Source organism: Blastomonas sp. CCH9-A1 (genome assembly GCF_001557175.1).
GTDB classification, from domain to species: domain Bacteria; phylum Pseudomonadota; class Alphaproteobacteria; order Sphingomonadales; family Sphingomonadaceae; genus Blastomonas; species Blastomonas delafieldii_A.
In genome coordinates, this window is the sequence record NZ_LSHM01000042.1 from 69,996 (window position 1) to 81,651 (window position 11,656).

The 11,656-nt window shown below is 65.9% G+C and carries 10 protein-coding genes; 3 read left to right on the top strand and 7 right to left on the bottom strand.

Going from position 1 to position 11,656, the window contains the following annotated elements; all coding sequences use genetic code 11:
• The first annotated feature begins 8 nt into the window (after window positions 1-8).
• A complete protein-coding gene (gene lnt, locus AX725_RS13130; protein ID WP_060979226.1) occupies window positions 9-1,664 on the top strand; it encodes an apolipoprotein N-acyltransferase in 1,656 nt (551 codons plus the stop codon).
• 74 nt (window positions 1,665-1,738) lie between these two features.
• The gene (gene metK, locus AX725_RS13135; RefSeq protein ID WP_060979225.1) at window positions 1,739-2,956 is read left to right on the top strand and encodes a methionine adenosyltransferase; all 1,218 of its coding nucleotides are present in this window, start codon (window positions 1,739-1,741) and stop codon (window positions 2,954-2,956) included.
• A gap of 200 nt (window positions 2,957-3,156) precedes the next feature.
• Here the strand turns inward: metK and AX725_RS13140 are convergent, their stop codons facing one another.
• From AX725_RS13140 to AX725_RS13165, 6 genes are all read right to left on the bottom strand, one after another.
• Window positions 3,157-3,735 (bottom strand): helix-hairpin-helix domain-containing protein, encoded by a 579-nt coding sequence (locus AX725_RS13140; RefSeq protein WP_060979224.1) that lies wholly within the window; start codon window positions 3,733-3,735, stop codon window positions 3,157-3,159.
• A 129-nt stretch (window positions 3,736-3,864) separates the two neighbouring features.
• A complete protein-coding gene (locus AX725_RS13145; protein ID WP_060979223.1) occupies window positions 3,865-4,176 on the bottom strand; it encodes a hypothetical protein in 312 nt (103 codons plus the stop codon).
• 76 nt (window positions 4,177-4,252) lie between these two features.
• On the bottom strand, window positions 4,253-5,116 hold the full coding sequence (gene galU, locus AX725_RS13150; RefSeq protein WP_060979222.1) for a UTP--glucose-1-phosphate uridylyltransferase GalU: 864 nt from the start codon (window positions 5,114-5,116) through the stop codon (window positions 4,253-4,255).
• Between the two features lie 89 nt (window positions 5,117-5,205).
• A complete protein-coding gene (gene msrA, locus AX725_RS13155; protein ID WP_060979221.1) occupies window positions 5,206-5,739 on the bottom strand; it encodes a peptide-methionine (S)-S-oxide reductase MsrA in 534 nt (177 codons plus the stop codon).
• Between the two features lie 91 nt (window positions 5,740-5,830).
• Window positions 5,831-8,911: an efflux RND transporter permease subunit gene (locus tag AX725_RS13160; protein ID WP_060979258.1), complete on the bottom strand. Its 3,081-nt coding sequence runs from the start codon at window positions 8,909-8,911 to the stop codon at window positions 5,831-5,833.
• 22 nt (window positions 8,912-8,933) lie between these two features.
• Window positions 8,934-10,064 carry an efflux RND transporter periplasmic adaptor subunit gene (locus AX725_RS13165; RefSeq protein ID WP_060979220.1) on the bottom strand — a complete coding sequence of 377 codons (1,131 nt, stop codon included), beginning with the start codon at window positions 10,062-10,064 and terminating at the stop codon, window positions 8,934-8,936.
• Between the two features lie 158 nt (window positions 10,065-10,222).
• Between AX725_RS13165 and AX725_RS13170 the strand changes: the two genes are divergently transcribed.
• Window positions 10,223-10,660, top strand: a complete 438-nt coding sequence (locus tag AX725_RS13170) for a hemerythrin domain-containing protein (RefSeq protein WP_060979219.1) — start codon at window positions 10,223-10,225, stop codon at window positions 10,658-10,660.
• Here the strand turns inward: AX725_RS13170 and AX725_RS13175 are convergent, their stop codons facing one another.
• Window positions 10,661-11,608, bottom strand: coding sequence for a phytoene/squalene synthase family protein (locus AX725_RS13175; RefSeq protein WP_082731376.1), 948 nt, complete (start codon window positions 11,606-11,608; stop codon window positions 10,661-10,663).
• Between the last annotated feature and the right edge of the window lie 48 nt (window positions 11,609-11,656).

Below are 11,656 nucleotides of genomic sequence, written 5' to 3' on the forward strand. Positions count from 1 at the left end.
CCGCACAGATGATCCAGCGCTTTCCCAAATGGCTCGCCCTGCTGGCGGGCGGGCTTTCCGCCACCGGCTTTGCACCGCTGAACCTGTGGCCGGTGACGCTGGCGTGCATGGCGCTGCTGATCCACCTGATTGCCACGGCACCGAGCCGCAAGGCCGCCTTTGCGCGCGGCTGGCTGTTCGGCCTGGGCCAGTTCACCATCGGGCTCAACTGGATCGCGATTGCCTTCACCTATCAGGATGCCATGCCGCACTGGCTCGGCTGGGTCGCGGTGGTTGGCCTCTCCTGTTATCTCGCGCTGTTTCCCGCGCTGGCGGCGCTGGTGGTCAGGGCGCTTCCCTACTCCTCCCCCTTGATGGGGGAGGCGCGAGACCTGGCGACGCAGGAGCCTGGTCGCAGCGGTGGGGGTGCGCTGGCCCCGAGCGCCGCGCCTGAAGGCACCATCACCCCTCCCCCAGCCCCTCCCCATCAAGGGGAGGGGAGCGCCGCCTTCATCCTTGCCTTCGCCGCGCTCTGGCTCGTCACTGAATGGATGCGCGCCTGGGTGTTTACCGGTTTTGCGTGGAACCCGCTGGGTGTCATCGCGCTCGAATTCGGCTGGGCAGCGCGGCTGGTTGGCACTTATGGCCTGGGCGCGCTGGTGATGTTGGCATCGGGCGCGCTGCTGCTGGCGGTACAGCGGCAATGGAAGTCCGCACTCGGTCTGCTCGCCGGGGTGGCGCTCCTCAGCCTGGGCGGATGGGCGCTTGCGCCATCATCCGCCGGGTTCACGCGCACGCCGATCACCGTGGTGCAGCCGAACAACGACCAGTCGGACAAATATGATCCGGTCATGGCGCAGCGCAATTTCGCCCGGCTGGTCGATCAGACCGTCAATCGCAAGGCGCCGCCGGGGCGCATCGTGTTCTGGCCCGAGGCTGCGACCGAGGATTTCGTCGAGGATGGCTATCCGCGCCGCTATTATTATCCCGAGACCCCGGCAGGCATCCGCGCCCGGCTGACCCGGCCGATCAACGATGGCGATCTGCTGGTTACCGGCGGGGTGAAGCTCGATTTCGACCGCAATGGCCGGGCGGAAGCGGCGGCGAACAGCGTGTTCGTCTTTTCCAGCCAGGCCGAAATCCTGGGCAGCTATGACAAGAGCCATCTGGTGCCGGGCGGCGAGTATCTGCCTTATGAGGAGATTCTGGGCCAGATCGGGCTGTCGCGGCTGGTGCCCGGCACGCTGGGGTTCACGCCGGGGCCGGGCGCGCAGACGCTCGATCTCGGCCGGTTTGGCCGGATGGGGCTACAGATCTGCTACGAGATCGTATTTTCGGGCGAGGTCGCCGATCGGAACAATCGCCCCGACTTTATCTTCAACCCCAGCAACGATGCCTGGTTCGGCCCCTGGGGCCCGCCCCAGCATCTGGCCCAGGCGCGGCTGCGCGCGCTGGAAGAAGGGCTGCCGGTGATCCGCTCCACCCCTACCGGCATCTCGGCGGTGGTCGATGCCGATGGGCGGTTGATCGATTCGATTGCGCACCACAAGGCGGGGCATATCGATGCCGTGCTGCCGAGGGCGCACGCCGCCACGCCGTTTGCGCTTTGGGGCAACGCCGCTGCGCTCGGGCTGGCCGGGCTGCTGCTGCTGTTCGCGGTTGCGCTGCGTGCATTCCGCCGTTAAGGGCCGTGATATAAGGAAATCTTTATATGTGCCTCAGGGGCGGTCGCCCCTGGGCCTCAGCGAGAAGGCGATCCATGCGCAAGAGCTTCCTCTTTACCTCCGAATCGGTCAGCGAAGGCCATCCCGACAAGGTTGCGGACCAGATTTCCGATTCGATCGTCGACCTGTTCCTCTCCAAGGACCCTTATGCGCGCGTTGCCTGCGAAACGCTGACCACCACCCAGCGCGTCGTGCTCGCCGGTGAAATCCGCTGCAAGGGCGTGTACGAGAACGGCGAATGGGCCCCCGGCGCGCTCGAGGAAATCGAGAAGACCGTCCGTGCGACCGTCAAGCGCATCGGCTACGAGCAGGACGGCTTCCACTGGGAAACCTTCAGCTTCGAAAACCATCTGCACGGCCAGTCGGCGGAAATCGCGCAGGGCGTCGATGCCAAGGACAACAAGGACGAAGGCGCAGGCGACCAGGGCATCATGTTCGGCTATGCCTCGGACGAGACCGAAGACCTGATGCCCGCGACGCTCGACTATTCGCACAAGATCCTCGAGCGCATGGCTGCAGACCGTCACGCCAAGGTCGTCGATTTCCTCGAGCCCGATGCCAAGAGCCAGGTGACGCTTGCCTATGAGGACGAGAAGCCGGTGCGCGCCACCGCGCTGGTCGTCTCGACCCAGCACGCGCCCGGTTATTACTGGCACGAAGGCCAGGGCGATGCCGACAAGTATCAGAAGCTGTACGACTATGTCGTCGGCGTGATGCACGATGTCCTCCCTGAGGGCTTCATCACCGACGAGACCAAGATCTACGTGAACCCGACGGGCCGCTTCGAAATCGGCGGTCCCGATGGCGATGCCGGCGTCACCGGCCGCAAGATCATCGTCGACACCTATGGCGGTGCTTCGCCCCATGGTGGCGGCGCGTTCTCGGGCAAGGACCCGACCAAGGTCGACCGCTCGGCGGCCTATATCAGCCGCTACATGGCGAAGAACATCGTTGCTGCCGGCCTGGCGCGTCGCTGCACCATCCAGCTGTCCTATGCCATCGGCATTGCCGAGCCGCTGTCGCTCTATGTCGACACGCATGGCACCGGAACGGTGGCCGACGACAAGATCGAGGCGCTGCTGCCGCAGCTCGTCCGCCTGACGCCGCGCGGCATCCGCGAGCATCTGGGCCTCAACAAGCCGATCTACCAGAAGTCGGCGGCTTATGGTCATTTCGGTCGCAAGCCCGAAGGCGATTTCTTCCCCTGGGAAAAGACCGACCTGGCCGACAAGCTCAAGGCTGCGCTGGCCTGATCTAAGCGGATCGCTGAAACACGAAAGGCCGGGTCATCATCGCGATGACCCGGCCTTTTCTTGTTGGGATTACGGAGTGGCTGAGAAGCCGTCTGTATTTCCGTCATCCTGAACTCGTTTCAGGATCCATCGTGTCCCTCAAGCCGAAGCGCCAAGAGGAGAAATGGACCCTGAAACAAGTTCAGGGTGACGGATGAGCTTCAAAGCTTCCCGAACTTCGCCTCGAACCCGGCAATGTCGCCGCGCGCCAGGAAGCCGGCCTGCTCGATCCAGCCGTCGCGCTCGATCCGGCCCTTGAAGGTGCCGAGATAGGGATCGATCTCGGCCACATCGGCACTGGTCCAGGCGGCGATCTGGTCGTAGCGGGCGACGCCCAACTCACCGAGCAGCGTGTTCAGCTTGGGGCCGATGCCCTTGATCTTGCGCAGGTCGTCGGGCTCGCCGACGGCGGCGGCAATGCGCGGCTTTCCGCTGGCCTGGGCTTCTTGCGCCTGGGCAGCAATCTGGGCATCGACATCGGCGGTGGAGAGCGCCGCGACGGTCGGATCGGGCGCGCCGCCGATGGTCGGAATGATCGCGGGCGGGGCTTCGACCGCGGCGTGACCGTGATCGTGACTGTGATCGTCGTGTTCATGCGCGCCATGGCCGTGATCGTCATGGCCATGCCCGGCGTCGTGATGGCCTGCGCCGCCGCTGCTGCGCCCGACCAGGGCCCAGATGAGGATCATCACCGCGATCACCAGCGCGGCGATCAGGAAAAAGAGCTGCTGTCCATCCATGGAATATCGAGGCCTTTCGTCAACGAGGGGCCCGGCATGCGATGCGGCCCGCCCTGTTCTGGCCCTTAACCGCAGGATCGATTCGTGACCAGTCCCGCGATGATGCGCAGGGGACGATGGTTCTTGGGGCTACATTACCCGGTCGCGTTCCTCGTCGATCTGTTCCTGGATATCGCGCGCCTGCTCGCAGGCATCGTCATCGCCATCGTCGCATTTGCGCAGGGCCTTGTCGCGCTGGCGCTGCAGCTTGCCCAGCCGCTCCTCGGCCTTGCGCATCGCGCGGCCGCGATTCTCGTCGGCTTCGGACTGGCTGGTGGTGGCCAGATCGACGCCCTTCGAGACGATCTTGACCGGCGCGGTAACGACGGTGCCAACTGCACTCGCAATGCAGCCGGTCAGCACCAGCGGGGCAATCAGGGCAAGCCCCAGCGAAATTTTCATATGTGCGACCCTCCAGCGCGCCTGAGCCCATGCGCGCTGGATATTGCTATAGCCCGGCTGAGCCGATCCTGAACCGCTATTTCAGCAGATCCACCGCAAAGGCGCGGATTTCGTCGGCCATGTCGTCACGCTCCAGCGCGATCGCCAGGTTCGCCTGGACATAACCGGCCTTCGAGCCGCAGTCGTAACGCTTGCCGGCAAAGGTGACGGCGTGGAACGGCTGGCTGCCGATCATCCGCGCCATCGCGTCGGTGAGCTGGATCTCGTTGCCCGCACCCTTTTCCTGGCTCTCCAGCGTGCGCATCACTTCGGGTTGCAGGATATAGCGGCCCGAGATGATCAGGTTCGACGGCGCGTCCGCTACCCTGGGCTTTTCGACCAGGCCGAGCACCTCGGTCACATCGCCCTCGCTCTTGCCCGGCGCGATCACGCCATAGCTCGACACCGCCTCGCGCGGAACCTCGAGCACGCTGATCAGATTGCCGCCCAGCCGGTTATAGGCCTCGACCATCTGCTTCATGCAGCCCGGCGATCCGACCATGAATTCGTCGGGCAGGAAGATCGCGAACGGTTCGTCGCCGACGATATCGCGCGCGCACCAGATCGCATGGCCCAGGCCCAGCGGTTCCTGCTGGCGCACATAGGCGCAATTGCCGGGGCCGAGCCTGGTGGGCTCGAGCACCGCGAGCGACTTGCCGCGCTCGCTCATCGTCTTTTCCAGCTCGAACGCGATATCGAAATGGTCCTCGATCGCGCTCTTCCCGCGGCCGGTGACGAAGATCATCTGCTCGATCCCGGCCTCGCGCGCCTCGTCCACCGCATATTGGATCAGCGGGCGGTCGACGACCGGCAGCATCTCCTTGGGGATGGCCTTGGTCGCGGGAAGGAACCGGGTACCGAGACCGGCCACCGGAAACACAGCTTTGCGGATGGGCTTCACGTTATGTCCTCTTTATCGGCCCCGACAGCCGACGCGTGACCTTGCAGCGTGCCGCCCGGCTGTCAACCCGCAACCCGGTCACGCCGGGCTCAGGCCTTGACCTTTGCAGCGAAGCTCTTGCGCAGTTTCTGCAACTTGGGCGGGATCACCGCCAGGCAATAGGGATTGCGCTGGCCTTCGCCCTGCCAATATTCCTGGTGATAGTCCTCGGCCGGGTACCAGGTTGTGGGTTCCTCGATGGTGGTGACGATGGTCGACGGCCAGTTCGCCTGGTTGCGGCTCATCGCCGCTTCGGCCTCGACCTGCTGCACCGCATCGAGCGGAAAGATGGCCGAGCGATACTGGGTGCCGACATCATTGCCCTGGCGGTTCAGCTGCGTGGGATCGTGCGTCGCGAAGAAGATGTCGAGCAGGTCCGCATAGCTCAGCTGCTCGTCGTCGAAGGTCACGCGGATCGCTTCGGCATGGCCGGTATTGCCCGAACATACCTGCTTGTAGGTCGGGTTCTCGGTGGTGCCGCCAATATAGCCGCTCTCGACCTTGCTCACGCCGATCACGTCGTTGAACACGGCCTCGGTGCACCAGAAACATCCTCCGGCGATGATGGCGGTTTGTTCGGTCATGCTATTGTCCTTGCTATCTCTCCCCTCCCGCCTGCGGGCGGGGAGAATGGGTAGCGTCTAGATAAACCCGCCGCGCCCCAAAACAACCACCTCAGCCTTCGACTGGCAGCACCGGCGGTGCCTTGGCATCGCTGTCCTTTTCGCCGCCGCGCGCGATCAGCAGATACATGACCGGGGTGACGATGCGCGAGAGCAGGGTGGAAGAAATCAGCCCGCCGATGATGACGCTGGCAAGCGGCGCGTAGAGCGATCCGCCGAACAGCGCGAGCGGCAGCAGGCCCCCGATGGCGGTGACCGAGGTCAGCAGCACCGGCAGGAAGCGCACCTCGCCCGCGCGTTCGATCGCGGCGCGCAATTCCATGCCCTCGCGGCGCAGCTGGGTGGTGAAATCGACCAGCAGGATCGAGTTCTTGATCTCGATGCCGATCAGCGCGACGAAGCCGATGATCGCCATGTAGCTGAGTGACGATCCGGTCACGAACAGCGCGACAAAGCCGCCGAAGGTGCCCAGCGGGATCACGCCTGCCACCACGATCGTCTCGCGGAAGCGGCCGAATTCCGCCACCAGCACCGCGAAGATGCCGAACAGGGCGATCAGGATGATCGGCCCCAGCCCGCCGAACACCGTCGCGATCGCCTCTGCCTCGCCGCCTGCCGACACGCGATAGCCCGGCGGCAGTTTCAGCTTGCCCACCTCGTCCATCGCCTGCTGGCTGATCCGTGCGGGCAGCGCGCCGGGCTGCGCATTGGCGGTGACGGTGACCGATCGTTCGAGCTGGAAGCGCTGGATCTGCGGCGGCACGCTTTCGAGCCGCGGCGTGCTGATCTGCGAGAGCGGAATGGCCTCGCCGGTGCGGCTGGCGACATAGACCTTGTCGAGCGCCGAGATCGGCTGGGTCTCGCCGAGCGGCAGGCGCACGGTGACGCGGTAGCTGTCGCCTTCGGGATCGCGGAACGTGCCCGCATTCTCGCCCGACAGCGCCAGGCGGATCGCGCGGCGCGGCTCGCCCGGCGCGATGTTGAGCAGCGCCGCCTTGGCATCGTCGATGCCGATATCCAGGTCGATGCCGTCGGTCGCGACCGGGTTGATCACGTCGCGCGCGCCAGGCGTCGAGCGCAGAATCTTCTCCACCTTTGCAGCAATGTCACGCAGCGTGTCGAGATTCTCGCCGGTGATGCGCAGCGCCACCGGCGAGGCGATCGGCGCGCCGTTCTGGAACAGTTCGACATTGAAGCGCGCGCCGGGAATCTGCTCGAGCCGCTCGCGGATGCGCGCGATCATTTGCGGACTGCGATCGGGATGCCAGGCATCCATGACCGCGAACACCTCGCCGAAATTGGGCCGCTGGTCGAGCGCGAAGACATTGTAGAAGACCTGCGGGTTCGAGCTGCCGGTATTGGCCGCGCGCACCTTGATATCGGGCTCCTTCGCCAGCACCCCCTCGACCTTGCGCACCAGCGCATCGGTGGTGGCGACGCTGCTGCCCTGCTCGGCATCGATGGTGACGCGGAAATAGCTGGTATCGGCATAGGGGAACAGGCTGAAGCCCAGCACCGGGATCAGCGCGAAGGCCGATAGGGTGAGCGCCATCGACGCCCAGAAGGTCTGTTTCGGCTTGTCGAGCGCGCTGTGCAGGATCGGGCGATAGAGCCGCTCGATCTGGTGCGTCAGCCATTTGAGGATCGCATTGCCCTCCGGGTCCTCGTCGCGCGAGAGGATGCGGCTTGCGAGGAACGGGATGATCGTCAGCGAGATCACCAGCGAGGCGAACACGGTGAAGATGATCGTGTAAATGAACGACTGGGTGAACTTGCCAGCGCCCTCGGGCAGGAAGAGCAGCGGGGTGAAGGCGAAGATCAGCACGCCGGTCGAGCCGAGCACCGCAGGCGTGATCTCGCGTGTGGCGTCGATCGCGGCGATCGAGCGGCGCTTGCCCATGCGCAGATGCCGCGCGATATTCTCGGTCACCACGATCGAATCGTCGACCAGCAGGCCCAGCGCCACGATGAAGCCCGCGACCGCCAGCTGGCTCAGGTTGAAGCCCATCACGCTGATTGCGAGCAGGCCCGAGGCGAGCGACAGCGGGATCGAGATCATCACGATCACCGAGGCGCGCCAGCCCAGCGGCAGCAGCGTGATGATGACCAGGCCGAGCGCGATCGAGAAGTCGCGGGTCAGTTCGCTCAACCGATGCTCGATATCGCGGCTCTGGTCGAAAATCTGCTCGAGCCGGATATCAGGCGGAAAATTGGCCTGTTGCCGCTTGAGCTCCTCTTCGAGCGAGGCCTTGAGCCGGATGACGTCGAACCCGTCCTTCTGCAGGATCGACAGGAAGATCGCGCGCTCGCCGTTGAAGCGGGTGATATAGAGCTGCTCGGCATTGCCCCAGCGGACATCGGCGACGTCCTTCACGCGCATCAGCGTGCCGTTGCCTGCGCGGATTGGCAGGTTGGCGATCGTATCGAGATCGCGATAGGCGCCGCCCGCCTCGACATTGAAGCGCCGCCCTGCGCTGTCCACCGCGCCGGGCGGAAGCTCCGCGCCGCCGCGGCGCAGCGCATCGGCGATCGCGGATGGGGCGAGGCCCAGCTCGGCAAGGCGGCGACTGTCGATCGCCACCTGGACCTCGGGCTGCGGAAGTCCGTCGATCACCGTGTTGCGCACGCCGGGATAGCGCACGAAGGTATCGCGAATGTCCTCGGAATATTTCTGCATCCGCCGCCAGCTCGCGGTCTTGCTGACCATCGCGAGCTGCAGCACCGCCGCCTCGGTGGTGCGTGCCTTGCGATAGCGCAGCTCGGTAATGCCTTCGGGCAGCTGGCTGCGGATCGCGCTCACCTCGCGCACGACATCGTTGAAATACTGGTCGGGGTCGCCATCCCAGTCGAACTCGGCGGTGACGGTGACGAAGCCGTCGGTGATCCCCGCGCGGATCTCGTCGATATCGTCGATGCCGCGCAGCACCTCCTCGACCGGCTTGGCGATGGTCTGCTCGATGTCCGCCGCGTCGGCTCCGGGCAGTGCGATGATGACGGTGACCACGGGGATCGGGAAATGCGGATCGACCGAGCGCGGGATCGTCAGCAGCGAGGTGAGTCCCAAGGCTGCGAGCAGCAGGAACGCCACCAGGCTGAGTTGCCAGCGGGCGATGGTGAAGGCGGCAAGGTTCATTGCGGGGCGCGCCGGGTCGGCGTCATCGCGCCGCGGCGGCGGCAGGGGCCGCAGCGGCGGTGGTGCGGCTCGGCTGGCGGCTGGCAAGCGGCTTCACCTTCGCGCCATCGGTCAGCAGCACCAGGCCCGAGGTCACGATGCGGTCGCCGGGCCTGAGGCCGCCGGTGACGATCAACTCCTTGTCGTCGATGCGGCCGATCTGCACCGCGCGGGCACGCACCCGGCTGGTTTTCGGGTCGAGCAGATAGACAAAGCCCTCGTCCGCGCGGACGTTGAACACGGCGCTCGCGGGAACCGCGAGGCCTGACGCATCGGGCGCGGCGGCGACGCGGAACTCCGCCGTGCCGATCTGCCCCGATCGCAGGGCGGGGTTGGCGGGCAGCGCGACCGTCACCTCGAACGCGCCCGAACTGGGGTTGGCGCGCGCGTCGATCTCGCTGATGACGCCCTCGATCTCGCCGCCGGGCACCGCCGACAGTCGCACCAGGACCGGCATGCCGGGGGAAAGGCGCGCAATATCGCTGTCGATCATCGGCGCACGCAGCACCATGCCGCCGCTGGTCTCGCCCAGCACGACGATCTGCGTCCCTGCGGCCACCACCTGTCCCGGCTCTGCCGTGCGCGCGAGGATGATGCCGCCCGAGGGCGCGAGAATGCGCGAGGTGCCGCTGGCAAAGCCTGCGGTACTGACCTGGGCGGTCGCGGCGCGCGCGGTCGCCTCGGCGCGTTCGAGCTGCGCGCGTGTCACCCAGCCCTTTTCGAACAGCTGCTGGAACCGGCCCAGTTCGGCCTGCGCGCGCTGCTGCTCGGCCCTGGCGCTTTCCAGATTGGCGCCGACCTGGGTCGCATCGAGCGCCGCGATCAGCGCACCGGGCATCACCCGGTCGCCCTCCTCGAAACGGATGCTGGCGATCTTGCCTGCGGTCGTGAAGCCCAGCGGCGTCTCGTAGCGATAGCGAACGGTGCCCGCTGCGGTGATCAGCGCGGAGGTGCTGGCGGGCTGCACTTGCGCAATGGTCACGGGATAGACCTTGTCCGCCGCGACGGGCGCGGGTTCGTCCTTGCCGCCCGAACAGGCGGACAGCGCCAGCGAAGCGCCGACGATCAGTGACAGGGTGAGGGGGCCGTAACGGCGCGCGGTGACGAAACGCATATTGGGTTTCTATCTGCAACCAGTTTTGCTGGCAAGCGCAGAACTGAAATCGATAGCATTTATCGCGGTGCCATCGGCATTAGCCGCGCCTTAACCAAACTGGTTTAGCCCCGATCATTGCTCCGATGGCTCATCGGTGCGGGGAGGACGCAACGGTCATGAACTGGCGCATCGGACAATTGCAGTCGCAGCATGAAGCCAGTCTTGCCATCGTGCAGGACATCCAGGCGCGCTCGCTCCAGATCTGGGACCGGCCTGCAGCGGTCGAGATCACGCTGATGCTCGCGCGACTGACCGGCATATTGCGCATCCATCTCGCGCTCGAGGACGAGATCCTCTACCCCGCGCTGCGCAATGCCAGCGATCCCGCCATGGCGCGCACGGCAGAACGCTACTGGCAGGAAATGGGCGGCCTTGCCGATGCCTTTCTCGATTTTGTCGACCGCTGGAAGCGCGCCGATGCGCTGCTCGCCGATGCCAATGGCTTTCGCGCCGAATCCGCCAGGGTGTTCGCGGCGCTGGCCGACCGGATCGAGCGCGAGCATGATGAAATCTATCCGATGGCCGAACGGCTGCGCGCCGCAAAGGCGGCGTGATCAAGCCGCTGGGTTGCGCGGACGCGTCCACAAGCCTTCGCGGCTGACCGGCACCGGGGTTCGCATCGCCTGAGCCAGGCTCCGTGCGACCCATCCGATCTTCTGCCCGCGCGTGGTGATGACCCTGTGGTCCCAGGCCTGCGCACCGCGGCGGCGCACCTCGCGCGCGATATCGCCATAAATGCCCGCCGCCGCCAGCACCGCCCAGCGCGCGCGGAATGGCAGCCGCGCCGCACCGACCCGCGCGGATGCCTCGTGCGCTTCGGACCGATCGGCCAGCCGCTTCGCCAGCGGCACCAGCTGCGGGCGCAGCCAGGGTTTCATGTGCTGGCCCGGCGGTATGTCCATCTCGGCCAGCCATTCGACCGGAAGATAGCAGCGCCCCACCGAATCGTCCTCGGACAGGTCGCGCGCGATATTGGCGAGCTGGAAGGCAAGGCCGAGATCGCAGGCGCGGTCGAGCGTTTCCTCGTCGCCCGGGTCGATACCCATCACGATCGCCATCAGCAGCCCCACGGCGCCTGCGACATGATAGCAATATTGATACAGGTCGCGTTCGGCGCGCGGGCGCCAGTCATCGGCGTCGAGCGCGAAACCCTCGATCACGTCGAAGATGATCGCGCGGGGCAGGCGGCACTCGCTCGCCACCACCGCCAGCGCGGCAAAGGCCGGGTCGTCGGTCGGCTGACCGGCGAGCGCCGCATCGGTCTGTTCGCGGATATAGGCGACGCGGTCCTTCGCATCGGCGACCGCGCTCATGCCATGGCCCATGTCCTGCCCGTCGGCGAGGTCATCGCACTTGCGGCACCAGGCATAGAGCAGCCAGGCGCGCTCGCGGGTGACAGGGTCGAACAGCTTCGAGGCGAGCGCGAAGGATTTGGACCCGCGCGCGATCGAATCGCGCGCATGGTCGACAAGGGCAGCGCGATCAAAGCCCCTCCCCTTCAGGGGGGGGGTTGGGGTCTGTCTCTTATACACATCTCCGAGCCCACGAGA

Excerpts from the sequence above, each read along its gene's own strand:
- lnt (WP_060979226.1), top strand. The coding sequence starts at position 9 with ATGATCCAGCGCTTTCCCAAATGGCTCGCCCTGCTGGCGGGCGGGCTT.
- metK (WP_060979225.1), top strand. The coding sequence starts at position 1,739 with ATGCGCAAGAGCTTCCTCTTTACCTCCGAATCGGTCAGCGAAGGCCAT.
- AX725_RS13140 (WP_060979224.1), bottom strand. The coding sequence starts at position 3,735 with ATGGATGGACAGCAGCTCTTTTTCCTGATCGCCGCGCTGGTGATCGCG.
- AX725_RS13145 (WP_060979223.1), bottom strand. The coding sequence starts at position 4,176 with ATGAAAATTTCGCTGGGGCTTGCCCTGATTGCCCCGCTGGTGCTGACC.
- msrA (WP_060979221.1), bottom strand. The coding sequence starts at position 5,739 with ATGACCGAACAAACCGCCATCATCGCCGGAGGATGTTTCTGGTGCACC.
- AX725_RS13160 (WP_060979258.1), bottom strand. The coding sequence starts at position 8,911 with ATGAACCTTGCCGCCTTCACCATCGCCCGCTGGCAACTCAGCCTGGTG.
- AX725_RS13165 (WP_060979220.1), bottom strand. The coding sequence starts at position 10,064 with ATGCGTTTCGTCACCGCGCGCCGTTACGGCCCCCTCACCCTGTCACTG.
- AX725_RS13170 (WP_060979219.1), top strand. The coding sequence starts at position 10,223 with ATGAACTGGCGCATCGGACAATTGCAGTCGCAGCATGAAGCCAGTCTT.